Genomic DNA, 26,114 nt, shown 5'->3' with positions numbered 1-26,114 from the left:
AGACATGACAGGGCTGGTACTCAAGGATATCCGCAAGTCCTACGGCGCGGTGGATGTGATCCACGGCATCGATCTCGATATCAAGCAGGGCGAGTTCATCGTCTTCGTCGGCCCGTCCGGCTGCGGCAAGTCGACCCTGCTGCGCATGATCGCGGGCCTTGAGGAGATCAGCGGCGGCGAGATGACGATCGACGGCGAGCGCGTCAACGACGTGCCGCCTTCCAAGCGCGGTATCGCCATGGTGTTCCAGTCCTATGCGCTCTACCCCCACATGACCGTCTTCGACAACATGGCCTTCGGCATGCGCATTGCTGGCGAAAGCAAGGAGGAGATCGACCGGCGCGTGCGCTCGGCTGCCGATATCCTCCAGCTCACAAAATATCTCGACCGCCTGCCCAAGGCGCTCTCCGGCGGCCAGCGTCAGCGCGTCGCCATCGGTCGCGCCATCTGCCGCAACCCGAAGGTCTTCCTGTTCGACGAACCGCTGTCCAACCTCGACGCTGCCCTGCGCGTGGCGACGCGAATCGAGATCGCCAAGCTCAACGAGCAGATGGCCGACACGACGATGATCTACGTGACGCATGACCAGGTCGAAGCGATGACGCTTGCCGACCGCATCGTCGTGCTCTCGGCCGGCCATATCGAACAGGTCGGTCCGCCTCTGGAACTCTACGAGCGCCCGGCAAACCTCTTCGTCGCCCGCTTCATCGGTTCGCCCGCGATGAACATCATTCCCGCGAAGATCACGGCGGCCGGCGCTTCGACGGAACTCGAGTTGACGGGCGGGCGCCGCTCCAGCGTCGACATCTCGACGGCGGCCTCCGAAGTCGGCAAGACCGCGAGCTTTGGCGTACGGCCGGAAGACCTTCAGATCACGACCGGCGAGGATTTCCTCTTCGAGGGTACGGTGTCGATCGTCGAAGCGCTCGGCGAAGTGACGCTGCTGTATATCGACGGTCTCGTGCAGGGCGAGCCGATCATCGCCAAGATCCCGGGCATCCTCGACGTCAAGCGTGGCGACCGGGTGCGGTTCACGGCGGACAAGGCGAAGCTGCATCTCTTTGATGCGGCCGGAAAGAGTTATCGCGCATCCTGAAGGCGAAGGGGACGCGGCAGGATTTAGCCCTGCCGCTCAACCCGATGTTAAGCGTTGCTCCCCTAGGCTTTTGTCGAAAGCAGACAGTGCCGGGGGGCAGCAGGCCGATGGGTATTCAGGGATCCGTACCGCGTAACAACTACCTGAACAAGGAAGAGTCCTTCATGTACGATCGGGAGAAGAGCTTCCCGATGGAGGACACCTGCAACGAGGCGCGCATCGAGTTCACCGAGAACGGCGGTCTCGTCAACTTGGTCTCCCGCCGCTGCCTGATCACCAAATTGTCGCGCAGCGGTGCCGTCATCACGATGACGACGAAGTTCCAGCTGCCACGCAACTTCTACCTCGACATCGTCAGCGCCCGCCTGCCGATGATCGGTTGCCTGACGCAGCGCGTCTACACCAACGACATCGTCGAAGCGCGCTTCCTGCGCCTGCTCTCCGACAAGGATCTGCAACGCATCTTCGTCTATTCGACGCACCGGAACCATCACGGCCGGACGCTGGATATTTATAGCTGACGTTTTGGGGGCTGCCCCTCATCCCGCTGCCGCGACCTTCTCCCCGCAGGCGGGGAGAAGGGGAATGTGGCGATGCTTTCCCCAAACAATGAGCGGGGAGAGATAGTGGGGCTTGGCCTCTTGTTTCCTTCTCCCCGTTTACGGGGAGAAGGTGGCCGGCAGGCCGGATGAGGGGCGGCAGCGCCCCGCCCCATCAGGCAAACAGCACGCTCGCCCCATGATCGGCCGGTCCTGCGATGGCGCGGAAGGGTGCAAAAAGCTCGCGCCCCATGCCGAATTCGTTGCCCGAGAGATCGGCCGTCGCCTGCGGGCGGGCGGCGAACTCGGCGGCATTCACCAGAACCTCGATCGTGCCGTGGGTCGCATCCAGCCGGATGATATCGCCGTTGCGGATGCGGCCGATCGGGCCGTTGTCGACAGCCTCCGGCGTGACGTGGATGGCTGCCGGCACCTTGCCGGAGGCGCCGGACATGCGCCCGTCGGTGAGGAGGGCAACGCGCTGACCGCGGTCTTGCAGGATACCGAGCACGGTGGTCAGCTTGTGCAATTCCGGCATACCGTTCGCCTTCGGCCCCTGGAAGCGCACGACGGCGATGAAATCGCCCGTCAGCTCACCGGCCTTGAAGGCGGCATTGAGTTCCTGCTGGTCGTGGAACACCTTTGCCGGCGCCTCGATGACATGGCGCTCCGGCTTTACCGCCGAAATCTTGATGACGGCGCTGCCGATATTGCCGGTCAGCATCTTCAGGCCACCCGTGGGCTGAAAGGGTGTCTCGATATTGGCGAGCACCTTCGGATCGTGGCTGATCTTCGGCGAGCGTTCACGCACGACCGCGCCGTTTTCGCCGAGCTTCGGGTCGATCGTATAGGCCTGCAGGCCCTGACCGTAGACGGTGCGCACGTCGTCATGCAGCATGCCGGTCTTCAAAAGCTCCTGAATGAGGAAGCCCATGCCGCCGGCGGCGTGAAAATGGTTCACGTCGGCAAGGCCGTTCGGATAGACGCGGGCGAGCAGCGGCACCACGTCGGACAGCTCGGAAATGTCCTGCCAGGTGAGCACGATGCCGGCGGCGCGTGCCATGGCGAGAAGGTGCAGCGTGTGGTTGGTCGAGCCGCCCGTCGCATGCAGGCCGACGACGCCGTTGACGATGGAGCGCTCGTCGATCATTTCGCCGGCCGGGGTGAATTCATTGCCCTGTGCGGTGATGGCGAGCGCGCGCTTGGCGGCTTCCTTGGTCAGTGCGTCGCGCAGCGGCGTGCCGGGATTGATGAAGGAGGCGCCGGGCATATGGAAGCCCATGATCTCCATCAGCATCTGGTTGGAGTTGGCGGTGCCGTAGAAGGTGCAGGTGCCGGGGCCGTGGTATGACTTCGACTCGGCTTCCAGCAGTTCTTCCCGGCCGGCCTTGCCTTCGGCATAGAGCTGGCGCACGCGGGCCTTCTCGTCGTTCGGCAGGCCCGAGGTCATGGGACCTGCGGGAATGAAGATGGCGGGCAGATGCCCGAAGGTGAGGGCCGCGATCGTCAGGCCCGGCACGATCTTGTCGCAGACGCCGAGATAGACGACCGAATCGAACATGTTGTGCGACAGGCCGATGCCGGCCGCCATGGCGATGAGGTCGCGCGAGAAGAGCGACAGTTCCATGCCCGGCTGGCCCTGCGTGACGCCGTCGCACATGGCCGGCACGCCGCCGGCGACCTGCGCCACGCCGCCCGCCTCCCGCGCGGCCTCGCGGATCAGCGCCGGATAGGTCTCGAACGGCTGGTGGGCCGAGAGCATGTCGTTGTAGGAGGTGATGATGCCGAGATTCGGAACGCGGTCGCCGGCGAGCGCATCCTTCTCGGCGGGGGAACAGACGGCAAAGCCGTGCGCGAGGTTGCCGCAGGAGAGCACCGAACGGTGCACGCCCTTGGAGATGGCGGCGCGCACACGCGCGAGATAGGGTTCGCGATGCGGCTTCGAGCGTTCGACGATGCGGGCTGTAATGGCTTCGATGCGTTTATCGGCGGACATGGGAGCTATCCTTACCTCTCTCGATGGCATTTTCGCATGCGGCAACGCGCGGGAGAGCTGCGCTGTCCGCTTCAATCATCGGCGTTACGCGCCGGGTGAAACCGGTATTACCCGGCAGGGTGCTTCAGGGCGCCCAGTAGATATCGATCGGCGTTGCTGCGCGGCGCAGCATGGCGCGGATCGGCATGTCGCTTTCCGGTCCGTCGGCTTCTGCCGCGGCAAGCACGTCCTTCTTGCCCTGGCCCTCGATATGAAGCACCAGAAGGCGGGCATCCTGGAGGCTGGCGAAGGTGAAGGTGAGGCGGGTCTCGCCTGCGCCTTCCGCTTCCATGGTGATTACGCCACGCGGGGTTTCCGGCGAGATCGCCTCGGCAAGCCGACTGCCGCCGGGGAAGAAGGACGCGGTGTGGCCGTCCGTACCCATGCCGAGAATGGCGACATCGAAAGGATGGCCAAGAGCCTCGGCGTCCCCCGAAACGATCGTCGCGGCTTCCTCCGCACTGCCGGCGTCACGATAGAGCGGCAGGAAGCCTGCGGTCTTCGCCTTGCCCTGGAGCAGGTTGTCGGCGACGAGCTGGTGGTTCGAGCGCGGATTGTCCGCGGGAACGAAACGCTCGTCGACAAGGGTGATCGTCACCTTGCCCCAGTCGATGTCTCGGTTCGACAGTGCCTTGAAGAAGGCTTTTGGCGTCGAGCCGCCGGAGACCGCGATGCTGGCGCGGCCCCGGCTGGCAACGGCGTCGGCCAGCACGCCGGAAACCCGGTCTGCCAGTCCCTCGGCCAAGGCTGCGCCATCCCTGAATTCATGCAGTCTCGCGCTCATCGGGCTTCCTTACGTTTCGTGCCAGGTGCGGCCGTCGCGCTCGATGAGGGCGATGGCCTGGCTCGGACCCCAAGTGCCGGCGGTGTAGCCCTGCGCCTGCTGGCCCGTCGCTTCCCAGGCCTTCAGGATCGGGTCGATCCAGCGCCATGCGGCTTCCACTTCGTCGCGCCGCATGAAGAGCGTCTGGTTGTTCCTGATGACGTCGAGCAGCAGACGCTCGTAGGCGTCGGCATTGCGGGCGTCGAAGGCTTCGGCAAAGCTCATGTCGAGCGAGACGTTGCGCAGGCGCATGCCGCCCGGGCCGGGGTCCTTGATCATCAGCGACTGCTTGACGCCTTCGTCCGGCTGAAGACGGATGATCAGCTGGTTCGCCTCGATGCGGCCGGCCGAGGGGTCGAAGATCGAATGCGGGATCGGCTTGAAGGTGATGACGATTTCCGACATGCGCGCGGCAAGCCGCTTGCCCGTGCGGATGTAGAAGGGCACGCCCGCCCAGCGCCAGTTGCCGATCTCGGCCTTGATGCCGACGAAGGTCTCCGTGTTGGAAACGCCGCCTTCCAGCTCCTCGAGGTAGCCTTTGACCGGGCCGCCGGCCGAGGCGCCCGCGCGGTACTGGCCGCGTACGGTAAGGCGCTCGACATTGTACTGGTCGATCGGCTTGAGGGCGCGCAGGACTTTAAGCTTCTCGTCGCGCACGGCTTCCGCGTCCATGGAGGAGGGCACTTCCATGGCGACGAGGCAGAGAAGCTGCAGAATGTGGTTCTGCACCATGTCGCGCAGCGCACCGGCCTTGTCGTAGTAGCCGGCGCGGCTTTCAAGGCCGACGGCCTCCGCAACGGTGATCTGCACATGGTCGATATGGGCGGAGTTCCACAGCGGCTCGTAGAGCGCGTTGGCAAAGCGCAGCGCCATCAGGTTCTGCACCGTTTCCTTGCCGAGATAGTGATCGATGCGGAAGATCTGCTCTTCGCGGAACACCTTGCCGATCGTGTTGTTCAGCTCGTTGGCCGAGGCAAGGTCGCGTCCGATGGGCTTTTCGACGACGATGCGGGTCTGCTTGGTGATCAGCTTGTGGTCGCGGATCTTCTCCGAGATGTCGCCGAAGATGGCGGGGGCGACGGCGAGGTAGAAGGCCCGCACGCGTTCCTTGCCCTCATCGAGAAGCTCCTTCAGCTTGTCCCAGCCGCCGTCGGACTTGGCGTCGACGGCGACATAGAACAGCCGGTCGCAGAAGGTCTTGACTTCGGCCTCGTCGAATTCGCCGGGCTTCAGGTGCTCCTTCAGCGCATCCACGGCGAACTTGCGGTACTCCGCATCCGTATAGGCGGTGCGCGACGCGCCGATGATGCGCGTCGGGTCGGAAAGCTGGCCGGCGAGCTGCCGGTGGTAGAGGGCCGGAAGGAGCTTGCGTTCCGCAAGATCGCCGGTTCCGCCGAAGACGACATAGTCGAAAGGCTCAACGGGAATGATCTGGCTGCTCATCGGATATCTCGATCTCGTTCTGTTGCCGGGTGTTATAATCTAATCGATTTAAAAACACCAGCGTGCAACGCAACAAAATCGGTGCTTTCGACTCGATCAGAGCTTGTCGCGTAGCGCGTACCACGTCATGGCGAGGAACAGAAGCGGCGAGCGGAACCGGGCACCACCGGGGAAGGCCGGGATTTTCAGGGCCTTCAGCTGGTCGAGTTCCGCGCTGCCGCCGGTTACCCCCTCGGCGTAGAGTTTGCCACAATAGTTCGACAGCATGACGCCATGGCCGGAATAACCACCGATCGTGGTGATGCCGGGCATGACTTCGCGCACATAGGGCTTGCGCGGCATGGTGATGCCGACGGAGCCGCCCCAGGCATGGGTGAGTTCTATACCCTTCAGTTCGGGATAGACTTCCTCGATCTGCCGGCGGATGGGCGGTGTCATGTCGTCGAGGTTTTCCGAATAGGCCTCGCGTCCGCCGAAAAGCAGGCGGCCGTCGCGTGTCTTGCGGAAATAGCGCACGACGAAGCGTGTGTCAGCGATCGCCTCGCCGCCGGGAATGACCGACGGGAACTTGTCGAGCGGCACGGTCGCACCGATGAAGGAACGGATCGGCATGACATGCGCGGCCGTCTTCGGTTCCAGATTGCCGATATAGGCATTGCAGCAGATCAGCGCCTTGTCGGCGCGGATCGTGCCCCGCGCGGTGGTGATGACAGCCTTGCCGCCCGCCCGTTCGATCTTCAGGGCAGGGGTCTTTTCATGCAGGTCGGCGCCGGCTGCCTTGGCTGCGCGGGCGACGCCGACGAGGAGTTTCATAGGATGGATATGGCCAGTGCCCGTGTCGCGCAGGCCGAAGAAGAAGCGCTTCGAGCCGACGCGCCCCTCGGTCTCCGCCCGGTCCATGTAGCTCAGGTGCTTGTAGCCGAAGCGGGTCGCGGCGATCTCTATATGGTCGCGGAATTCCTTCTCGTAGCTTGTCTTGTGGCTGACATTGAGCTGGCCGGGCACATAGTCGATATCGAGGGTCTGGCTTTCGGCGAAATCGTGGATGTAGCGCTTCGCGTTCTCCGCAAGGTCGAACAATGCCTTGGCGCGCTCGAAGCCGAGCTCGGCTTCCAGGCTTTCCGCCTCGGCGCGCTGGCCGGTGCCGAGCTGGCCGCCATTGCGGCCGGACGCGCCGTCGCCGAAGCGATGCGCTTCGATGAGCGTGACGCGCACGCCCTTCTTCGCGAGATTGTAGGCGGCCTGCAGGCCGGTGAAGCCGCCGCCGACAATGGCGACGTCGGTATCGACGGAGCCGTCGAGGGGGGCATATTCGGGGCGTTCGCCGACACTGGCCTCATACCAGGAGATGCCGGGAGAAATCGGGCTTTGCCAGGGCATTACACACACTCGTGTTCAAGAGGGTGCGGCGGCGCACCGGGGCGCCGGCCGCTCTCAGGCTCAGATCTTGTCGGGCGGCCCGGACCGCCGGGGCCGCTCAGACGTTGAGCAGCAGGAACTCGCGTTCCCAGGGGCTGATCACCTGCATGAAGGTCTCGAATTCCCCACGCTTCACGCCGGCATAGAGGCCGATGAACTCCGCACTCAGCACCTCGGCCAGCGCCGGGTCGGATTCGAGCAGCGACACAGCCTCGAGCAGGCCGCGCGGCAGGTCGATCGACCCTTCGTTGGCGGTGTCTTCGGTGGGCGCCGTCGGTTCCAGCTCGTTCATGATGCCGAGCAGGCCGCAACCGAGCGAAGCTGCCAGCGCGAGATACGGATTGGCATCCGAACCCGGCAGGCGGTTTTCGACGCGGCGTGCGGCGGCATCCGACACCGGCACGCGGAACGCCGTCGTGCGGTTGTCGTAACCCCAGGCATTGTTCACGGGTGCCGACATGTCGGGCGTCAGGCGCCGGTAGGAATTCACATAGGGCGCCATCATGACGAGCGTCTTCGGCACATAGGCCTGCATGCCGCCGATGAACTGGAAGAATTCCTTCGAGGGCGAGCCGTCCGGATTGGAGAAGACGTTCTTGCCCGTTTCGATCTCCACCACAGACTGGTGGATATGCATGGCCGAACCCGCCTGTCCCTGCATGGGCTTGGCCATGAAGGTGGCATAGATGCCGTGTTTCAGCGCCGCCTCGCGGATCGTCCGCTTGAACAGGAACACCTGGTCGGCAAGTTCGACCGGATCGCCGTGGCGCAGGTTGATTTCGAGCTGCGCGGGGCCTTCCTCGTGGATCAGCGTGTCGATCTCGAGGCCCTGTCGTTCGGAGAAGTGATAGATGTCGTCAATCAGTTCGTCGAACTCGTTGATCCCCGCGATGGAGTAGCCCTGGCCACCCTGGATGGCGCGGCCGGACCGGCCTTTCGGCGGATGCAGCGGATAGTCCGGGTCGTCGTTGACGGCGACGAGGTAGAACTCGATCTCCGGCGCAACGACCGGCTTCCAGCCACGGTCGCGATACATCTGCACGACGTTCTTCAGGACGTTGCGCGGCGTATAGGGCACGTTCTCGCCGGTCGAGCCGACGATGTCGCAGATGACCTGGGCGGTCGGGTCGCTCTCCCACGGCACGACGGACAACGTCGATAGATCCGGCAGCAGTTTCAGGTCGCTGTCGCGCGGTTCATAGCGGAAATTGCCCGTTTCCTCCGGATAGTCGCCGGAAATCGTGTGGCGATAAAGGGCGGAGGGCAGGGCGAGCGATGTGTTCGAGGTGAACTTCGATGACGGCATCATCTTGCCGCGCGGAACCCCCGCGAGGTCGGGCGTGATGCATTCGATGTCTTCGATGCCGCGGGCGCGAAGCCAGTCTTCGGCGTCCTTCCAGGTCTTTACCCCGCGCGGCACGCTGATGGCGGGAGGGATTTTGGTAGAGCGTGCAGCTTTTTCGATTGTAGGGATAACGACTTTCTTTTTGGACGGCATGAGACACCGGGTTTGGTTGACGATGATGCCATCATAGACGGAGTTTATTGCTTGGCTAGCTCCCCCCGGGGGGTAGAAAACGCGAATTCTTCAAGAAAATCTGTTTTTCCCGTCCCGATTGACTTTCGGTCGCGATGGCGGAAAGGAGAGGCAAACAAGGATCGCACACGTGGCAGAACGGCGGGACGTCGTCATCATCGGGGCAGGCGCGGCGGGCATGATGTGCGCCATCGAGGCGGGCAGGCGCGGGCGCCGCGCGCTCGTCATCGACCACGCCCGCGCGCCGGGCGAGAAGATCCGCATCTCCGGCGGCGGACGCTGCAACTTCACCAATATCCATGCGGGACCGAAGAACTTCCTCTCTGCCAATCCGCATTTCTGCAAGTCGGCGCTTGCCCGCTATACGCCGCGTGATTTCCTCGATCTCGTCGAGCGCCACCGCATCCCCTGGCACGAAAAGACGCTGGGCCAGCTCTTCTGCGACAGTTCGGCGAAGGACATCATCGCCATGCTGCTTGCCGAGATGAAGGCGGCAGGTGCGGAGTTGAGGCTGTCGACGCCGATCAGCGCCATCGAGCATGACGGTCAATCCTTCCGCGTGGTGACAGAGCATGGAACGGTCGAAGCGTCCTCGCTGGTCATCGCCACGGGCGGCAAGTCGATCCCCAAGATGGGCGCGACCGGTTTTGCCTACCGCGTTGCCGAACAGTTCGGCCTTGCGGTTACCGAAACCCGCGCCGGCCTCGTGCCCCTGACGCTCGATCCCGCGACACTTGCTGCCCATGAAGGCCTGCCGGGCGTTGCGGTCGATGTCGTCGCCCGCCACGGCAAGACGGAATTCCGCGAGGCGGCGCTCTTCACCCATCGCGGGCTCAGTGGCCCGGCGATCCTGCAGATTTCGTCCTATTGGCGGGAAGGGGAGGAGATTGCGCTCACCCTCTGCCCCGACGTGGATTTTGCGACGGTGATCGCCGCAGCGCGACGGGAAAACGGCCGGCAGGCGGTGCAGACCGTTCTTGCCGAGCACATGCCGAAGAAGCTTGCCCAGCTTCTCGTCACCGAGCTTGGCATCGACGGGCCGCTCGCCGAACAGCCGGGGCGCCGCATCGATGTGCTTCTTCAGCGTCTGAGGGACTGGCGCCTGCGCTCGCCCGGTTCGGAAGGCTACCGGACCGCGGAGGTCACACTCGGTGGTGTCGATACGGCTTTTCTTGATTCCCGCAGCATGGTCGCGAAGGCGGTGCCGGGGCTCTATTTCGTCGGCGAGGCGGTGGATGTGACGGGCTGGCTTGGCGGCTACAATTTCCAGTGGGCCTGGGCATCGGGCCATGCCGCGGGCGGGCACGCCTGACCTCGCGATACGGTCTTTACCGTCTTTTAAGACCTCGGGGCGGATGCTCTCGCTATGCCGGCGTTTCCGACCTTCCCTCGTGAAGGCGGAGGCAACATGATGTGGGCCGGCTGGCCGGATCATCCGGGTGTCTGTATCCGCGTAACGGAGTATCGCCGCATGCCTGCAAGACGCCGCCCCGCCCGTGCCATCGCGATTGCCGCTACCGCCGAGGAAAGCCGCCGGCGCCTCGTTGCGATTGGCATCCATTGCTCGCTTGCCGCGAGCCTTGTCATCGCCCTCGCTATTGCCGCGTTCTGACAGGCACCTGTCATAAATCGGTTTAAATAGTGATGGAATTTTAAAGATTGCCGCCGATCATCCGCCGCATAGGGTTCCGGATGCCGCGTCCCCATGACGGATGTCGACACGGCTGGCAATGACTGCTCCCCCGGATACGCGGCATTGCGGCCGCATGAAGTCGGTAATCCGGCGTCCGAATCCTGGGGAGGCCTCAAAAAGAGGCAGGGGTGGAGCACGCCGACAACGGATGTTCCGCCATGTTCATTGATAAGATTCTCGCCCGCTTCAAGATCCAGACCAAGGTCCTGGTCTTCATCCTGCCTTTCGTGCTCAGCATCTGCGCCGTGGGCTTCACCGGGCTCTATGCCTCCGGCCTGCTGCAGGGCCGCATGGAGATTTCCAACAGCGTCCTCCAGTCGCTGAGCGGCTTCAAGGATGTCTATGCCGGCATGAACCGGTTCCTGCAGAACACCAGCGAAGAAAACCGCGACGCCGTGCACCAGCGCCTGACCGCGCAGGACGCGGTTCTCCAGGCGACGATGGATGGCCTCGCGCCCGATGCCGACAAGTCCAAGCTGGTGGATGCGCAGGCCCAGACGAAGGATATCGAGGCCCGCATGGACGGGCTGTGGTCGCTCTATGTCAACGAGAACGGCCTGCACGAGACCATGGCCAAGAACCTCAACTATCTCTCCAGCGAGCAGGTGAAGATCCTCGACGAGGCGACGAAGCTGCAGCGCACCGTGCGCCAGAACGAAAACTCCGCAAAGAGCATGCTGCGCGAGGCCGAGCGCCTGACCAATGCCAGCAAGTTTTTCGGTGATCTTCTGTCGGAGTTCAGCCGCGGCGCAACGCCGGAGGACCAGCTGAAGGTCATCAAGGAGCGCTATCCCTTCATTTCGAAGACCGAACGTTCGATCGCGATGATCCTGCCGAAGAACCAGAAGGTCGTCTCCATCACTATCCGCAACACGATCGACGAACTCGGCGGTTTCCTGTCCTCGTCGGATCCGGCGAGCGTCACCGTGCCGGAAATCGCACGCCGGGTGAACCGCTTCCGTCAGGTCACCATCCAGCTCCAGGGCGCCGCATCGGAAAAGATGCGTGAAGCAACCCGCATCTTCAGCGAACTCGACGCGCCGATCATCAAGTCCGAGGCGGTGCTGTCGGCCACGCGCAAAGTGGTGTCTTCGATCGACGACATCGAGGTCGCCGCCGCGCGCTTCCTCGGCCAGACGTCGGAGCAGAACCGCATCAAGCTGCTCGGCAACCTGTCTATCCTGCGCATCGACATAAAGGCACTCAGCGGCAGCGCGAGTGATCTTCCCTTCTTCGACGCCGTTGACGACGCGCTGCGTCCGGTGCTCGACCGCATCGATGCGGACAGCGCCGCACTGGTGAAGATCAGCACCGAGCGCGCCGCCGATTTCGAGGCCGCAGGCCAGTCCATCGATACGATCTGGAATCTCCTCAGCCAGTTTGCCGAGGAACAGAAGACCAGCGCCGGCACCGAGCGTGAAAAGGCCAACCAGGTTTCGATCCTCGCGACCGTCGCGGGTGCTGCGATCGCCGTTCTTGCCGGCATCGCCCTCGTGCTGACGCTGAAGGGCCCGATCAGCCAGATCACCGGCGCCATGCGCCGCCTGGCGGACGGTTTCCTCGACACGGGTATTTCCGGCGAAGGCCGCGCCGACGAGATCGGCGACATGGCCCGTGCTCTCGGTGTCTTCAAGGAGAACGCCCTTTCGAAGATCCGGGTGGAGGCCGAAAGCGAAGAGCAGCGCAAGGCCGCGGAGGCCGAACGCACCCGCAACGATGTCGAAAAGCAGGCCTTCGACCGCGAGATCGACTTTGCCGTCAGCGCGCTGGCCGCCGGTCTCGAGCGCCTCGCACAGGGCGATCTGTCGCGCCAGATCGACACGCCGTTCTCTGGCCGTCTGGAGCAGTTGCGCCAGGACTTCAACGTCTCGTTGACGCGCCTTCAGGATACGCTCGGCCAGATTCGCAACAATGCGCTGTCCATCCAGCGCAGCGGCGCGGAGATGCTGCAGTCGGGCGATGCGCTGGCCAAGCGCACCGAATCCCAGGCCTCCTCGCTGGAGGAAACCGCCGCCGCCGTCGAGCAGATCACGGCGACCGTACGCTCCTCCGCCGAGCGGGCGCATGAGGCGAACATCGTCGTCGGCACGACCAAGCGCAGCGCCGACAGCTCTGCCGCCGTCGTCAGCAATGCGATTGCCGCCATGGGCCGTATCGAGGGGGCGTCGCGCCAGATCGAGCAGATCATCGAGGTGATCGACGACATCGCCTTCCAGACCAACCTACTTGCCCTCAATGCCGGCATCGAGGCCGCCCGTGCGGGCGAAGCCGGCAAGGGTTTTGCCGTCGTCGCACAGGAGGTGCGCGAGCTCGCCCAGCGTTCGGCCAGTGCTGCGCGCGAGATCAAGGGCCTCATCGAGAAATCGACGAGCGAGGTCAGCGCCGGTTCGCATCTCGTGCAGGAAACGGGCGCAGTGCTCGCCGCGATCAGCCAGCAGATCGTCACGGTCAGCCAGCATGTGGACATGATGGCGACGGCAAGCCGCGACCAGGCGGCAGCGCTGCAGGAGGTCAACGGCTCCGTCAACCAGATGGACCAGATGACTCAGCAGAACGCCTCGATGGTCGATATCACCACCGCGGCGAGCCGTAAGCTGGCAAACGAGGCCGATACGCTGATGATGCTGGTCGAGCAGTTCCGCCTGGAGGCGGACGAGCAGACGATGTACCGCGCCGCCTGATGGTGTGCATCCCGCGGGCGTGGCGTGCAGCCGCGCCCGCCAGAAGCCTCGCTGCTTCCGTCCGGCAAGGTTGCCCAACCCTGCGCCCTGTGATCCCATGGCCGGCATGACCCACCGCACGATCCTGGCCGCATTGCGGCAATGCGCCCGGCGCCACAGCCGCGTCGCGCACGAGGCGGACGACCTGATGCAGGACGTCCTGCTGTCGGCGCTCGCTGCCGGCCGGCGCATCACGGATCCGGGATTCGTGGCCTGGGCAAAGGGTGCGATCCGCAACCACGCCCGCTTCACCGCAAGGACGGCCGTGCGGCGACGGGTCCGTGAAGCCGCTTTCGAAGCGCCGCAGGACATGCCCGATCCTGCGCCCCTGTTCGCGGCGGTCTTCATGGCATCTTTGCCGCCCGCCCAGCGCGTTCTGGCGCTTCTCGTCAATCTCGGCCTCGGCCGTGCCGAGATCACACACCTGCTTGGAGTAAGCGACATGGCCTTCCGCCAGCGTCTCAGCGGGCTGCGCAGCGCGTTCGACGCTTTCGGTGGCGAGGCGGCTTCACTGGACGGGTTTGCACTGCTTTCGGCCGGCGGCCCTGCGCGGCGATCGTTGAAGCAGGCCCTCAAGCCGCATGCCCCGCGCGCTTTCGCCATCCGCGATCCTGATGGCATTCCCATTTTCTTTTCGAGGCGCGATCACGTTTCGCACGGTGACGGCAACTAGCCGGCGCAACAACAGGAGGCTTGCATGACGATAAACTTCAACGGCGTCACCATCATCTTCAACGTCGCCGATATCGAGCGCACGCGAAGGTTCTACAGGGAGTATCTCGGCATCGAATTCGAGCGCCACGAGGACGAGGATGCCGGCGCCTTCCTGATGACGAAGATCGGCACGGAGGTGGATCTCATGGTCTTCAAGGGCGATCCGCAACCCGGCAACACGCCCAATGTGGTCTTCGGTCTTGCCGATGGCGGCATCGATACGGTGATCGAGCGGCTGGCCGCGGCCGGCGTCGAGATCGTCACGCCGGTCTCGCACGCGCCGGGCGGCTGGTTCGCCGACTTTCGCGATCCGGATGGCCAGATCGTGTCGTTCTATCAGTCGGCTGAGGTGCCGAGAGCTCTGACCTAAGGGCCGGCCTCAAACGAAAATCCCCGGCGCGCAGGGAGCGCCGGGGATCTTGCTTCGACTGGATGGTGCCTGTCAGCCGCGACCCTGCGTGACGATCACGGGGATCAGGAGGTCGCCCCAGTTGCCCTCGCCGCCATGATGGCGGGCGGAGCGGACCAGCTCCACCGAAACGCCGGCCTCGACCGCCTTCATGACGGACTGGTTGAGGCGGTGCAGGTCGTTGGCGACCATGCGGATCATGGCCTGCTGGTCGGGGGTCATGGCGGAGGCCTGTTCTTCCGCGCGTTCCTTGACTCGGGTCTGGACTGTCATGGCATTTCTCCTCTTTTGAGCATTTGCAGGCAGGCGGTAAGCCTGCCGTCGCAGGAATGCGGCTCTGTTGGGGTTCTTGAAAGGTTGACGGGTCGGGTTACTCGGCGGCCGGGCGGAACTGCTCGTGCTCGGTCGATTCATGCATGGCGGTCGTCGAGGACTGGCCGCCGGTAATGGCCATCGAGACGGCGTCGAAGTAGCCGGTGCCGACTTCGCGCTGGTGCTTGGTGGCGGTGTAGCCGTTGATCTCGGCGGCGAATTCCGCTTCCTGCAGCTCGGAATAGGCTGCCATCTGGCGGTCCTTGTAGCCGCGGGCGAGCTCGAACATGCCGTAGTTCAGCTGGTGGAAGCCGGCGAGCGTGATGAACTGGAACTTGTAGCCCATCGCGCCCAGCTCGCGCTGGAACTTGGCGATCGTCGCGTCGTCCAGGTTCTTCTTCCAGTTGAACGAGGGCGAGCAATTGTAGGCGAGCAGCTTGCCCGGATGCGCCTTGTGCACGGCTTCCGCGAACTTGCGGGCCTGTTCTAGGTCCGGCTTGCCGGTCTCCATCCAGATCAGGTCGCAGTGCGGCGCATAGGCGATGGCGCGGGCGATGCACGGCTCGATGCCGTTCTTGACCTGGTAGAAGCCTTCGACCGTGCGACCCTTGTCCCTGTCGACGAAGGGCTGGTCACGCTCATCGATATCGGAGGTGAGAAGCTTGGCGGCCTCCGCATCGGTGCGGGCGACGACCAGCGTCGAGGTGCCCATGACGTCGGCGGCAAGGCGCGCGGCGTCGAGGTTGCGGATATGGGCTGCCGTCGGGATCAGGACCTTGCCACCGAGATGGCCGCACTTCTTTTCAGAGGCGAGCTGGTCTTCGAAGTGGACGCCGGCAACGCCGGCCTCGATGAAGGCCTTCATGATCTCGAAGGCATTGAGCGGGCCGCCGAAGCCGGCTTCCGCATCCGCGACGATCGGGGCGAACCAGGTGTCGACCGAAAGGCCGTTGCCTTCTGCCGTCTCGATCTGATCGGCCCGCTGCAGCGTGCGGTTGATGCGCTTGGCGAGCTCCGGTGCGGCATTGGCCGGGTAGAGCGACTGGTCGGGGTACATGGCGGAGGCCGTATTGGCATCGGCGGCGACCTGCCAGCCGGAGAGGTAGATCGCCTTCAGGCCGGCGCGGACCATCTGCATGGCCTGGTTGCCCGAGAGCGCACCGAGCGCATTGACGAAATCTTCCTCGTGGATGAGCTTCCACAGGCGGTTCGCACCGTTCTCAGCCAGCGTGTGGCGGATCTGGACGGAGCCGCGCAGCTTCTCGACCGTCTCGGCCGTATAGGGGCGCTCGATGCCGTCGAACCGGCCCTTCGGTGCGCTCGGGACGAGATTGTAAAAATCGGTCATAATATCCTCCGGTACGATGTCTCAGGATCGGGCTTGGCTTTCTTCGTTGCCCGATTTCATGTGACAGTATTTACATCGCAGCGCACAATAGGGCGAGAGAAAACCGGAAAATCAGCGATGCAATCGGGTAATGATGTCTTGTCTTTGACAGAAGTGCTCTGTAAAAAAGTAAAAATTGTAAATCTTCCGACGGTGGCATCGGTGTAAAGGATTTGACACATGGCGGAGAACAAGATCTTTGCCGGCCCGAAAGTCCGGCGCATCCGCAACACGCTCGGCCTTACCCAGACGGCAATGGCCGAGGGGTTGTCGATCTCGCCGTCCTATCTCAACCTCATCGAGCGCAACCAGCGGCCGCTGACGGTCCAGCTGCTTTTGCGCCTCGCTTCCGTCTACAAGGTGGATCTCGATGAGCTGCAGGGCGAAAGCGCCGGCAATGCGCGCCAGCTGCGCGAGGTCTTCGCCGATCCGCTGCTTTCGGGAGAGTTGCCCGGCGATCAAGAGCTGGTGGAAATCGCCGAAGCGGCGCCGAACGTGGCAAGTGGCATCCTGAAGCTCTACCGTGCCTATCGCGAACAGGCTGCGCGTCTCACCGACCTTGCCGATCTTCTGGCCCGCGAGGGCCATGCGACGACGCTGTCGGGTGCGCTGCTGCCGATGGACGAGGTGCGCGACAAGCTGGAGGGGCGCCCTAACTATTTCGGCGCCATCGACGAGGCGGCGGAGCGGTTTCATGCGGCGCTGGCGCCCGGCGACGACCTGGCCGCCGCCCTGAAAGGCTGGCTGCGCAAGGAGCACGGCGTCGTCGTGCGGCTTCTGCCCGTCCACACCATGCCGAACCTGCGCCGTCGCTTCGACCGTCATTCCATGCGGCTTTTCCTGTCGGAGCGCCTGTCGCCCTTCGACCAGCTGCGCGAGATCGCCATGGAAACGGTGCAGCTCGCCCTTCAGGACGAGATCTTCGCCGAACTCGACCAGCTCGCCTTCTCGACGGCGGAGGCGAAGCGCATCGCCCGTTTCGAGCTGGCGCGCTACGCTGCCCACGCGCTGATGATGCCCTACGAGACCTTCCATTCGACGGCCCAGCGCGTGCGCTACGACATCGACGTGCTGCGCTCGCGCTTCGGGGTTTCCTACGAGCAGGCGGCAAACCGGCTGACCATGCTGCAAAGGCCCGGCAGGGCGGGCGTGCCTTTCTTCATGCTGGAGATCGACAATGCCGGCAACCGCTTTCGTCGGGCGGGCGCGCAGGGCTTTCCGCAGGCGCGCTTCGGCGGTAGCTGTCCCAAGCTCGGCGTTCACTCCGCTTTCTCGCAGCCCGGGCAGATCCTCGTCGACCGGGTGGAAATGCCTGACGGTGCCGCCTTCCTCGCCATCTCGCGCACGCTGGAAGGGCCGCAGGGCGTTTTTGCCGAGCGGGTGCGCCGGACCGCGCTGTTGATCGGCTGCGATGCCGCCCATGCGGAGGATACCGTCTACGGCGAAGCGGTGCGGCGGGAGGGCGCGGTGGCGGTCGGAACGGCCTGCCGGCTCTGCGAGCGGCAGGGCTGTCTTGCCCGCGCCGAACCGCCCGTCACGCGGCCTCTCGGCCTTGACGAAATGGTCGCTGGCCTCAGCCTTTTCGACTTCCAGTGACTTTTTGCTTGATTTCCGCCGCCGTTAGGGCTTCAAATCTGATAGGAATGGGAACAATGTGATATCAAAATTCGCCCTGTGTTTGAGTAGAATGCCGCTTGTCGCCTCTTGAAAAACATCCATAATCGGTGACTGTTCTTCATACGAACTCATAGGTCCGAGAGAAAAACTGGGAGAAAAATCAATGATAAAACGTACTCTTTTGGCGACTGCCGCCACGCTTGCGCTGTTCGGCGCGGGCGGTGCGCTCGCGCAGGAAAAAGTCGTTAACGTCTACAACTGGTCGGACTATATCGATTCCTCGATCATCGACGATTTCACCAAGGAAACCGGCATCAAGGTCGTCTACGACGTCTATGACTCGAACGAGATCCTTGAGACGAAGCTGCTTGCCGGCGGCACGGGCTACGACGTGGTGGTGCCGACCAACACCTTCCTGCAACGCCAGATTTCGGCCGGCGTCTACCAGAAGCTCGACAAGTCCAAGCTGCCGAACCTCAAGAACATGTGGGATATGGTCGCCACCCGCATGCAGCCGTTCGACCCGGGCAACGAATATTCGATCAACTACATGTGGGGCACGATCGGCATCGGCTATAACAAGGCCAAGATCAAGGAAGCCCTCGGCACGGACACGATCGACAGCTGGAGCGCGATCTTCGACCCGGCCAACGCCGAGAAGCTGAAGGATTGCGGTATCAATCTCCTGGATTCGCCGACCGACATCATTCCCGTCACGCTTGCCTATCTCGGCCTCAATCCCGATAGCCATGACCCGGCCGACATTGCCAAGGCCGAAGAAGCGCTGATGAAGATCCGCCCCTTCGTGCGCAAGTTCCATTCGTCCGAATTCATCAACGGTCTTGCGAATGGCGACATCTGCATCGCCGTCGGCTGGTCGGGTGATATCTTCCAGGGCCGCGACCGTGCGGAGGAAGCCGGCAACGGCGTCGAGGTCGGTTACACGATCCCGAAGGAAGGCACGCAGATGTGGTTCGACCAGATGGCGATCCCCAACGATGCACCGCATGTCGACGAGGCGCATGCCTTCCTCGACTACATCATGCGCCCGGACGTGATCGCGAAGGCCTCGACCTACATCCACTATGCCAACGGCAACAAAGCGGCACAGGCCGTCATGCCGAAGGAGATCCTGGAAGACGCGACGATCTATCCTGACGATGCGACGCTGGCCAAGCTCTTCACCAACACGACGCTGGACGCAAAGACGCAGCGCCTGTTCACACGGACCTGGACCAAGATCGTGACCGGTCAATAACCGGTCCGGAACGAATTGCCCGGAAGCCTCTTCCGGGCAATTTCATTTATGCCGCCAGAAAATAAGAGATGGGGACAGGCAATGAAATCTCTCGGCAATATCCGTCGTTCCTTCGCACCTTGGACGGATCCGGACGCAAAACCATTCATCACGTTCCGCAATGTCACGAAGAGGTTCGGCGATTTCACTGCCGTCGATGATCTCACCCTCAACATCTATCACCGCGAATTCTTCGCCCTTCTCGGGGCGTCCGGCTGCGGCAAGTCCACGCTTTTGCGCATGCTCGCCGGCTTCGAGCGGCCGACTTCGGGTGAAATCATCCTTGATGGCCAGGACATTGCCAGCATCCCGCCGTACAAGCGGCCGGTCAACATGATGTTCCAGTCCTATGCGCTCTTCCCGCACATGACGGTCGAGAGCAATATCGGCTTCGGCCTTCGCCAGGACGGCATGCCGAAGAACGAGATCGCCGAGCGCGTCGCCCAGATGCTGAAGCTGGTGAAGCTCGAGAAATTTGCCAAGCGCAAGCCGCACCAGCTTTCCGGCGGCCAGCGCCAGCGCGTGGCGCTCGCCCGCTCGCTCGCCAAGCGCCCCAAGGTGCTGCTGCTCGACGAGCCGCTTGGCGCGCTCGACAAGAAGCTGCGCGAGGAAACGCAGTTCGAACTGATGGACCTGCAGCAGGAGCTCGGTCTCACCTTCGTGGTCGTCACGCACGACCAGGAGGAGGCGATGACCATGGCCGACCGCATCGCCGTCATGAGCCACGGCAAGGTCATCCAGGTGGCGACACCGGCGGAAATCTACGAAGCCCCGAACTCCCGCTTCGTCGCCGACTTCATCGGTGACGTGAACATCCTGGATGGCAAGGTTTCGGCCAATGGCAACGGCAAGATCGAGCTTGCTGTCAACGAGGGTTTCACCATCCGCACGGTGACGGGAAACGGCCCTGCGCCGGGCGCTGCCGCTGGCTTTGCCATCCGGCCGGAAAAGATGAAGGTGACGCGGGCCGCCCCTGCCGACGCTTCCGTCAATGCGGCCCCGGGCGAGATCTGGGATATCGGCTATCTCGGCGACATGACCGTCTTCTACGTCAAGCTCGACAGCGGCAAGGTCGTGAAGGCCTCCATGCTGAATGCCCAGCGCGAAGTTGAGGATCCGATCGCCTATGACGAGAAGGTCTGGGTCTCCTTCGGCGAAACGGCCGGCGTCGTGCTGAAGGATTGACCTGATGACCAAGCTCGGCTCCGCAATCTTCAGCCGCCTTGTCATCCTCATTCCCTATGCCTGGCTGCTGTTCTTCTTCCTCATTCCCTTCTTCATCGTCTTCCGCATCTCGCTGTCGACCACCGCGATCGCACAGCCGCCCTATGAGCCGGCTTTTGCGCTGGCGGACGGGCTTTCCGGCATCCTTGCGAAGATCGGACAGTTCAGCTTCGACAACTACGTCTGGCTGACGGAGGATGCGCTCTATCTGAACGCCTATCTGTCGAGCCTCTGGATCGCCGGCGTTTCCACTTTCATCACGCTTCTGATCGGCTATCCGATCGCCTATGGCATGGCGCAGGCGCCGCGCACGCTCAGGCCCACGCTGCTGATGCTCGTCATCCTGCCGTTCTGGACGAGCTTCCTGATCCGCGTCTATGCCTGGATCGCCATCCTGAAGCCGGAAGGCCTGCTCAACCAGTTTCTGATGGGCACCGGTATCATCGACGAGCCGCTGATCATCATCGGCACCAACTGGGCGATCTATATCGGCATCGTCTATTCCTACCTGCCGTTCATGGTGCTGCCGCTCTATTCGGCGCTGGAGAAGATGGACAACACGTTGATCGAGGCGGCGCAGGATCTTGGCTGCCCGCAGATGTCGGCCTTCTGGAAGATAACCTTCCCGCTCTCCATTCCGGGTGTTGTGGCTGGGTGCATGCTCGTCTTCATTCCGGCCGTCGGCGAATTCGTCATTCCGGATCTGCTCGGCGGATCGCAGACGCTGATGATCGGCAAGACGCTGTGGAACGAGTTCAACGCCAACCGCGACTGGCCGGTCTCGGCCGCCGTCGCCACCATCCTGTTGCTGATCCTGGTCGTGCCGATCGTGTTCTTCCAGAATGCGCAGGCGAAAGCCGAAGAGCAGGGGAGGTAAGCCCATGAACACCTGGTCCCGTTTCAACATCGCCTCGGTCGTTCTCGGCTTTTCCTTCCTCTATCTGCCGATCGTGCTTCTGGTCGTCTTCTCGTTCAACGAATCGAAGCTTGTCACCGTCTGGGCCGGTTTTTCGACGAAGTGGTACGTCTCGCTCTTCAACAACCAGGGCCTGATGGATGCCGCCTGGGTGACGATTCGCGTGGCGTTGCTCTCGGCGACCGTCGCGACCGCTCTCGGCACCATGGCAGCGCTGGCGCTGACGCGCTATACGCGCTTCCGCGGCCGGCTGCTGTTCTCCGGCATGGTCTACGCACCGCTCGTCATGCCCGAGGTCATCACCGGCCTCTCGCTGCTCCTGCTTTTCGTTGCCATCGGCTTCGATCGCGGCTTCGTCACGGTGACGCTGGCGCACATCACCTTCTCGATGTGCTTCGTCACCGTCGTGGTCCAGTCGCGCCTGCTCTCCTTCGATCGTTCGGTCGAGGAGGCGGCGATGGATCTTGGCGCCACTCCTGTGAAAACCTTCCTCGAGGTGACGTTGCCGATCATTGCGCCTGCCGTGTTGTCCGGCTGGATGCTGGCCCTCACGTTGTCGCTCGACGACCTCGTCATTTCCAGCTTCACCTCCGGTCCGGGGGCGACGACCTTGCCGATGAAGATCTACAGCCAGGTACGCCTCGGCGTGACGCCGGAAATCAACGCGGCGTGTACGCTGCTCATCGGCCTTGTCGCCATCGGTGTCGTCATCGCGTCGATCATGACGAAGCGGCGCGAGGTGCAGCGCCTGCGCGACGAACAGGCGGCCTTCGCCGGCCGCTGAGGCTTGCCTCAGGAAGCCTACTGGCGGGGTTGCTGCCCCGTCAGGATGGAGATCGGCGAGATCACCGGCTCCGGCCAGGAACCGCCGACGAAGAAGCTGATCGCCGGCGTGACGACGACGGCGGCATCCGCCTGGGGCCGGTCGGCGAGCGTGCCGGCCAGCGCTACGCTGCCGCTGCGATAGGGGATCATGCCGGACAGAGTCAGCAGCTTCTCGTTGCCTTCGATCTGTGCCTTGGTCAGTTCGGCAAGGCCCCGGTCCAGCTTGGCCTCCACATCGGCCCGCACGAAATCAAACGATCCCTCCGAAGCTTCCGAGAAATTGAAGAACGCGTTTTTCGCCGCCCGTTCCTCGAAGGCCTGACGGTTGAAATGGGTGAGCGTGCCCGGTCCCATGGCCAGCCGGAACTGGCCGGACATGTCCGAAGCCGTCGTCGCCCAGAGCGGCCGATCCGTCGACAGTTCGAAATCCGCAGATCCTCGTCCGGAAGGCAGCGGCCCGGGCAGGGCGAGCGTGTTGACGATCGCACCGATATCGACGTTGCTCAGCGACATCTGCAGGCGCCCGCCGCCGCGAAAGCCCTGTTCGGTGAGCGCGATGCGCCCGGTCATGCGCCCGTCCATGAACTGGCTATCGCCGACATCGAAGGAGGCACGGCCATTTTCGATGCGCATGCCGGCAGCAAGGTCCTGCAGGGAGAAGGGCGCGAAGTCCGCGCTTTTGGCGGAAAGCCGCAGGTCCATGCCGAATTGATGGATGAAGGCGGTGTCGATACCGGTCGTGGTCTGGTCGGCGCCGGGAAGCGGCGAGAGGGCGGTCAGGAAGGCGCGCAGGTCGATCCGGTCGAAGGCCAGCGTGCCGCCCACCTGCGGCAGGCCGTCCGGCGGCATGTTGACGTCGAGCACGCCGGTCGCCTGCGCATTGTCGAGGGTGAGCTTCAGATTTTCCAGCTTGGCCGTGTAGCCTGCCGTCGTCACCTTCGCCTCGGCATTGATATGGCCGAGATTGCCGACGGAGGGGATTTCCTTGCCCTGCCAGGCAAGCAGGTGCCCGAGCGACGGCGTCGACAGCGTCATGTTGCCGGCGATGAAGGCGTTGGTCGAAAGATTGGCGATGCCCTCGAAGGTCATCGTCGTCGGATCGGCGGAAAGGTTGGTGCGGACATTGGCATTGAGGCCTGCGAGCAGGGCGAGCGGCTGGTCGCAGCCGAAGGTCCAGCGGCTCATCTCGCCGTTGACGATGCCGGAGAGCGTGAGGTCGAGCGGCCGCCTGAGGGCTGGCCAGTCGATGTTGCCGTTGATATCCGACATGCGGAAAGGCGCTGCCCCGTCGTCCTGCGCGACCTCGATGACGCCGTCGACCACGTTGATCGTGCCGATACGCTCCTCCGGCAGCTCCGGTATCGCTTGCCCCTCCGGCGCTGATTTGGTCGCGTCGATCGCCTGCATCAGCCAGCCGCTGTGGCGCCAGTTGAATACCCCCTCGGCATCCCAGCCGACATGGATCGTCGGCCGGATCAGATCGAAATCGCTGAAGACCGGTTTGCCGCGCACTGCGCCGAAGAGGTCGAAGCTCGCCGAGATGGCGTCGACATGCGCAAGCTCGCTCCTGTCGGCCGCGGCGGTGATCCGCACATTGCCGAGCGTCACACGCGGATAGGGCCAGAACGCGAACTCCGCTTCGTTTCCGATATCCACATCGGCGCCCGTCCAGGCTTCGAGCGTCCGTTCGATCTCCCTGCCGACCGTGTCGGTCTGGACGAGGAAGGGAAAGCCGATGCGCACCGCGGCAAACAGCACCAGAACGACAAGAATTCCCCGCACGAAATGCCGCGACTGGATGAAACGGGAAAGGGTCATTCGGATGCAGGTCCTTTGCCGGCAGCGTTCACATCATTTCAAGCGAACGGGGATAGGCGCTTGGGGCGAAGAAATCAAATGGCGCCATGGCGGAATTGCGTCCGGCAACGGCGTGAACCGGCGTTCGCCACTTTATACTGCGGCGCAACATGCTATACGAAAGCCATGGAGTGGAGGAAAGCATGACGTCAGAAATGCCCTTGTGGAAACCTTCGGCGGACATCCTGGCAAAGAGCCCGATGGCCCTGTTCATGAAGGCCGGCAGCCATATCGCCGGGCGCGACCTGAAATCCTACGACGATCTGCACGCCTGGTCGGTGGAGGACCGTGCGGCGTTCTGGACCGCGATCTGGGATGACGGCGCCGTCCTTGGCGAAAAGGGCGGTGTCGCGCTGGAAAACGGCGAGCGCATGCTGGAGGCCCGCTTCTTCCCCGAGGGCCGGCTGAACTTTGCGGAAAATCTCCTGAAGGCGAGTGGCCTGGATGATGCCATCGTCTTCCGCGGCGAGGACAAGGTGTCCTATCGCTGGTCGTGGGATGCGCTTCGCGCCCGGGTGTCGAAGCTCCAGCAGGCTTTTGCTGCAATGGGTATCGGTGAAGGCGACCGCGTTGCCGCCATGATGCCGAACATGCCGGAGACGATAGCCTGCATGCTGGCCGCCGCTTCGCTCGGCGCCATCTGGTCCTCCTGTTCTCCCGATTTCGGCGAGCAGGGTGTGCTCGACCGTTTCGGCCAGATCGAGCCGAAACTGTTTATTGCCTGCGATGCCTACTGGTATGCCGGCAAGCTGCAGGACGTCTCCGCCAAGGTGAAGGCCGTGGCCGGGAAGCTTGGCGCCCCCGTCGTGGTGGTGCACTATGCCGGCGACGCCGAGGCGCTTGCAGGCGCCCTGCCGGACGGCCGCACGCTCGATGCGTTGATGGCACCCTATGAGGCAAAGCCGCTCGTCTTCGCGCAGCTGCCGTTCCGCCACCCGCTCTACATCCTGTTCTCGTCGGGCACCACGGGCGTGCCGAAATGCATCGTGCATTCGGCCGGGGGCACGCTGCTGCAGCATCTCAAGGAGCACCGCCTGCATTGCGGCCTCGTCGCCGGCGAGCGGCTGTTCTATTTCACCACCTGCGGCTGGATGATGTGGAACTGGCTGGTCTCCGGCCTTGCAGTCGGCGCCACGCTCTGCCTGTTCGACGGCTCGCCCTTCCATCCGGACGGCAATGTGCTGTTCGACTATGCCCGGGACGAAAAATTCGCCGTCTTCGGCACCTCTGCCAAATACATCGACGCGGTGCGCAAGGGCGGTTTCACGCCGCGCACGACGCATGACCTTTCGAGCCTGCGCCTGCTGACCTCCACCGGTTCGCCGCTCTCGCCCGAAGGTTTCTCCTTCGTCTACGAGGGCATCAAGCCCGACGTGCAGCTCGCCTCCATTTCCGGCGGCACGGATATCGTTTCCTGCTTCGTGCTCGGCGTTCCGCTGCGGCCCGTCTGGCGCGGCGAGATCCAGGGGCCGGGCCTCGGCCTTGCCATGGATGTCTGGGACGAGGACGGCCATCCGGTGCGCGGCGAAAAGGGCGAGCTGGTCTGCACCAAGGCCTTCCCCTCCATGCCCGTCATGTTCTGGAACGATCCGGACGGCGCAAAATATCGTGCCGCCTATTTCGAGCGCTTCGACAATATCTGGTGCCATGGCGACTTTGCCGAATGGACCAGCCATGACGGCATCGTCATTCACGGGCGCTCCGATGCGACGCTGAACCCCGGCGGCGTGCGCATCGGCACGGCGGAGATCTACAACCAGGTCGAACAGCTGGAAGACGTCGTCGAAGCCCTCTGCATCGGCCAGGACTGGGACGATGACGTGCGCGTCGTGCTTTTCGTACGCCTCGCCCCGGGCAAGGTGCTGGACGAGGCGTTGGAAAAGACGATCCGCACGAAGATACGCACCGGTGCCTCGCCGCGCCACGTGCCGGCGAAGATCATCGAGGTCGCGGACATTCCGCGCACCAAGTCGGGCAAGATCGTCGAGCTTGCTGTGCGCGAGGTGGTGCACGGCAGGCCGGTCAAGAACAAGGAAGCGCTTGCCAATCCGGAGGCGCTGGAGCTCTTCGCCAATCTGGAGGCACTGAAATCGTAAGCGTCTTGCGCGTTAACGATTTCGGCCTTCGGCATTAACCAAGTTTTCGAAGTTGTGAACGAAAGGTTTGTGCCGGAACTGGTCAGGTAAGGATTTGTTAAGCCGGAATGGCGCAAGGTCGTGCCAACTTGAGCGCGCCCGATGACGGGCGTTCC

The 26,114-nt window shown here is 63.4% G+C and carries 21 protein-coding genes; 13 read left to right on the top strand and 8 right to left on the bottom strand.

Annotation, left to right across the window (positions count from 1 at the left end; translation table 11 throughout):
• The first annotated feature begins 4 nt into the window (after positions 1–4).
• Together AKG11_RS21740 and AKG11_RS21735 are read left to right on the top strand one after the other, a co-directional pair.
• Positions 5–1,096, top strand: a complete 1,092-nt coding sequence (locus AKG11_RS21740; RefSeq protein WP_050745437.1) for an ABC transporter ATP-binding protein — start codon at positions 5–7, stop codon at positions 1,094–1,096.
• Between the two features lie 107 nt (positions 1,097–1,203).
• Positions 1,204–1,617 carry a hypothetical protein gene (locus tag AKG11_RS21735; RefSeq protein ID WP_023511846.1) on the top strand — a complete coding sequence of 138 codons (414 nt, stop codon included), beginning with the start codon at positions 1,204–1,206 and terminating at the stop codon, positions 1,615–1,617.
• 193 nt (positions 1,618–1,810) lie between these two features.
• Here AKG11_RS21735 and edd read toward each other — a convergent pair whose 3' ends face one another.
• From edd to AKG11_RS21710, 5 genes are all read right to left on the bottom strand, one after another.
• Complete coding sequence (gene edd, locus AKG11_RS21730) at positions 1,811–3,631, bottom strand: phosphogluconate dehydratase (protein WP_050745436.1); 1,821 nt, start codon at positions 3,629–3,631, stop codon at positions 1,811–1,813.
• Between the two features lie 124 nt (positions 3,632–3,755).
• A complete protein-coding gene (gene pgl, locus AKG11_RS21725) occupies positions 3,756–4,454 on the bottom strand; it encodes a 6-phosphogluconolactonase (protein WP_050745435.1) in 699 nt (232 codons plus the stop codon).
• Between the two features lie 9 nt (positions 4,455–4,463).
• The gene (gene zwf / locus AKG11_RS21720) at positions 4,464–5,936 is read right to left on the bottom strand and encodes a glucose-6-phosphate dehydrogenase (RefSeq protein ID WP_023511849.1); all 1,473 of its coding nucleotides are present in this window, start codon (positions 5,934–5,936) and stop codon (positions 4,464–4,466) included.
• Positions 5,937–6,032: 96 nt separating this feature from the next.
• Complete coding sequence (locus AKG11_RS21715; protein WP_050745434.1) at positions 6,033–7,316, bottom strand: NAD(P)/FAD-dependent oxidoreductase; 1,284 nt, start codon at positions 7,314–7,316, stop codon at positions 6,033–6,035.
• Positions 7,317–7,413: 97 nt separating this feature from the next.
• On the bottom strand, positions 7,414–8,853 hold the full coding sequence (locus AKG11_RS21710; RefSeq protein WP_050745433.1) for a glutamine synthetase family protein: 1,440 nt from the start codon (positions 8,851–8,853) through the stop codon (positions 7,414–7,416).
• 169 nt (positions 8,854–9,022) lie between these two features.
• Between AKG11_RS21710 and AKG11_RS21705 the strand changes: the two genes are divergently transcribed.
• The 5 genes from AKG11_RS21705 to AKG11_RS21685 all read left to right on the top strand — a co-directional run bounded on the left by AKG11_RS21705 (position 9,023) and on the right by AKG11_RS21685 (position 14,389).
• Positions 9,023–10,204, top strand: coding sequence for a BaiN/RdsA family NAD(P)/FAD-dependent oxidoreductase (locus AKG11_RS21705; RefSeq protein ID WP_050745432.1), 1,182 nt, complete (start codon positions 9,023–9,025; stop codon positions 10,202–10,204).
• A 96-nt stretch (positions 10,205–10,300) separates the two neighbouring features.
• Complete coding sequence (locus tag AKG11_RS21700) at positions 10,301–10,504, top strand: hypothetical protein (RefSeq protein WP_050745431.1); 204 nt, start codon at positions 10,301–10,303, stop codon at positions 10,502–10,504.
• Positions 10,505–10,743: 239 nt separating this feature from the next.
• Positions 10,744–13,266: a methyl-accepting chemotaxis protein gene (locus AKG11_RS21695; protein WP_024270951.1), complete on the top strand. Its 2,523-nt coding sequence runs from the start codon at positions 10,744–10,746 to the stop codon at positions 13,264–13,266.
• Between the two features lie 97 nt (positions 13,267–13,363).
• Entirely contained in the window at positions 13,364–13,978 is a 615-nt protein-coding gene (locus tag AKG11_RS21690) for an RNA polymerase sigma factor (protein WP_050745430.1), read from the top strand.
• Between the two features lie 24 nt (positions 13,979–14,002).
• Positions 14,003–14,389 carry a VOC family protein gene (locus AKG11_RS21685; RefSeq protein ID WP_023516664.1) on the top strand — a complete coding sequence of 129 codons (387 nt, stop codon included), beginning with the start codon at positions 14,003–14,005 and terminating at the stop codon, positions 14,387–14,389.
• A 72-nt stretch (positions 14,390–14,461) separates the two neighbouring features.
• On the opposite strand, the gene AKG11_RS21680 is transcribed toward AKG11_RS21685, so the two are convergent.
• Both AKG11_RS21680 and aceA read right to left on the bottom strand, forming a co-directional pair.
• Entirely contained in the window at positions 14,462–14,701 is a 240-nt protein-coding gene (locus AKG11_RS21680) for an SMc00767 family acetate metabolism repressor (RefSeq protein WP_023516665.1), read from the bottom strand.
• 97 nt (positions 14,702–14,798) lie between these two features.
• On the bottom strand, positions 14,799–16,088 hold the full coding sequence (aceA, locus tag AKG11_RS21675) for an isocitrate lyase (protein ID WP_023516666.1): 1,290 nt from the start codon (positions 16,086–16,088) through the stop codon (positions 14,799–14,801).
• Positions 16,089–16,307: 219 nt separating this feature from the next.
• Between aceA and AKG11_RS21670 the strand changes: the two genes are divergently transcribed.
• From AKG11_RS21670 to AKG11_RS21650, 5 genes are all read left to right on the top strand, one after another.
• Entirely contained in the window at positions 16,308–17,723 is a 1,416-nt protein-coding gene (locus AKG11_RS21670; RefSeq protein WP_024270953.1) for a helix-turn-helix domain-containing protein, read from the top strand.
• Between the two features lie 169 nt (positions 17,724–17,892).
• Positions 17,893–19,002: a polyamine ABC transporter substrate-binding protein gene (locus AKG11_RS21665; RefSeq protein WP_197032927.1), complete on the top strand. Its 1,110-nt coding sequence runs from the start codon at positions 17,893–17,895 to the stop codon at positions 19,000–19,002.
• 81 nt (positions 19,003–19,083) lie between these two features.
• A complete protein-coding gene (locus AKG11_RS21660; RefSeq protein ID WP_024270955.1) occupies positions 19,084–20,226 on the top strand; it encodes an ABC transporter ATP-binding protein in 1,143 nt (380 codons plus the stop codon).
• Between the two features lie 4 nt (positions 20,227–20,230).
• Entirely contained in the window at positions 20,231–21,142 is a 912-nt protein-coding gene (locus AKG11_RS21655; protein WP_024270956.1) for an ABC transporter permease subunit, read from the top strand.
• Positions 21,143–21,146: 4 nt separating this feature from the next.
• A complete protein-coding gene (locus AKG11_RS21650; RefSeq protein WP_024270957.1) occupies positions 21,147–21,965 on the top strand; it encodes an ABC transporter permease subunit in 819 nt (272 codons plus the stop codon).
• Positions 21,966–21,982: 17 nt separating this feature from the next.
• On the opposite strand, the gene AKG11_RS21645 is transcribed toward AKG11_RS21650, so the two are convergent.
• A complete protein-coding gene (locus AKG11_RS21645) occupies positions 21,983–23,824 on the bottom strand; it encodes an AsmA family protein (protein ID WP_050745429.1) in 1,842 nt (613 codons plus the stop codon).
• 182 nt (positions 23,825–24,006) lie between these two features.
• On the opposite strand from AKG11_RS21645, the gene AKG11_RS21640 reads away from it, so the two are divergent.
• The gene (locus tag AKG11_RS21640; RefSeq protein ID WP_050745428.1) at positions 24,007–25,959 is read left to right on the top strand and encodes an acetoacetate--CoA ligase; all 1,953 of its coding nucleotides are present in this window, start codon (positions 24,007–24,009) and stop codon (positions 25,957–25,959) included.
• Positions 25,960–26,114: the final 155 nt, after the last annotated feature.

It is taken from the genome of Shinella sp. SUS2 (assembly GCF_001262505.1).
Lineage (GTDB): Bacteria > Pseudomonadota > Alphaproteobacteria > Rhizobiales > Rhizobiaceae > Shinella.
This window is presented reverse-complemented; position numbering and strand designations above follow the sequence as displayed.

Excerpts from the sequence above, each read along its gene's own strand:
- aceA (WP_023516666.1), bottom strand. The coding sequence starts at position 16,088 with ATGACCGATTTTTACAATCTCGTCCCGAGCGCACCGAAGGGCCGGTTC.
- AKG11_RS21650 (WP_024270957.1), top strand. The coding sequence starts at position 21,147 with ATGAACACCTGGTCCCGTTTCAACATCGCCTCGGTCGTTCTCGGCTTT.
- AKG11_RS21690 (WP_050745430.1), top strand. The coding sequence starts at position 13,364 with ATGGCCGGCATGACCCACCGCACGATCCTGGCCGCATTGCGGCAATGC.
- AKG11_RS21715 (WP_050745434.1), bottom strand. The coding sequence starts at position 7,316 with ATGCCCTGGCAAAGCCCGATTTCTCCCGGCATCTCCTGGTATGAGGCC.
- AKG11_RS21700 (WP_050745431.1), top strand. The coding sequence starts at position 10,301 with ATGATGTGGGCCGGCTGGCCGGATCATCCGGGTGTCTGTATCCGCGTA.
- AKG11_RS21695 (WP_024270951.1), top strand. The coding sequence starts at position 10,744 with ATGTTCATTGATAAGATTCTCGCCCGCTTCAAGATCCAGACCAAGGTC.
- edd (WP_050745436.1), bottom strand. The coding sequence starts at position 3,631 with ATGTCCGCCGATAAACGCATCGAAGCCATTACAGCCCGCATCGTCGAA.
- pgl (WP_050745435.1), bottom strand. The coding sequence starts at position 4,454 with ATGAGCGCGAGACTGCATGAATTCAGGGATGGCGCAGCCTTGGCCGAG.
- AKG11_RS21645 (WP_050745429.1), bottom strand. The coding sequence starts at position 23,824 with ATGACCCTTTCCCGTTTCATCCAGTCGCGGCATTTCGTGCGGGGAATT.
- AKG11_RS21740 (WP_050745437.1), top strand. The coding sequence starts at position 5 with ATGACAGGGCTGGTACTCAAGGATATCCGCAAGTCCTACGGCGCGGTG.
- zwf (WP_023511849.1), bottom strand. The coding sequence starts at position 5,936 with ATGAGCAGCCAGATCATTCCCGTTGAGCCTTTCGACTATGTCGTCTTC.
- AKG11_RS21640 (WP_050745428.1), top strand. The coding sequence starts at position 24,007 with ATGACGTCAGAAATGCCCTTGTGGAAACCTTCGGCGGACATCCTGGCA.
- AKG11_RS21735 (WP_023511846.1), top strand. The coding sequence starts at position 1,204 with ATGGGTATTCAGGGATCCGTACCGCGTAACAACTACCTGAACAAGGAA.
- AKG11_RS21710 (WP_050745433.1), bottom strand. The coding sequence starts at position 8,853 with ATGCCGTCCAAAAAGAAAGTCGTTATCCCTACAATCGAAAAAGCTGCA.
- AKG11_RS21670 (WP_024270953.1), top strand. The coding sequence starts at position 16,308 with ATGGCGGAGAACAAGATCTTTGCCGGCCCGAAAGTCCGGCGCATCCGC.
- AKG11_RS21655 (WP_024270956.1), top strand. The coding sequence starts at position 20,231 with ATGACCAAGCTCGGCTCCGCAATCTTCAGCCGCCTTGTCATCCTCATT.
- AKG11_RS21685 (WP_023516664.1), top strand. The coding sequence starts at position 14,003 with ATGACGATAAACTTCAACGGCGTCACCATCATCTTCAACGTCGCCGAT.
- AKG11_RS21660 (WP_024270955.1), top strand. The coding sequence starts at position 19,084 with ATGAAATCTCTCGGCAATATCCGTCGTTCCTTCGCACCTTGGACGGAT.
- AKG11_RS21680 (WP_023516665.1), bottom strand. The coding sequence starts at position 14,701 with ATGACAGTCCAGACCCGAGTCAAGGAACGCGCGGAAGAACAGGCCTCC.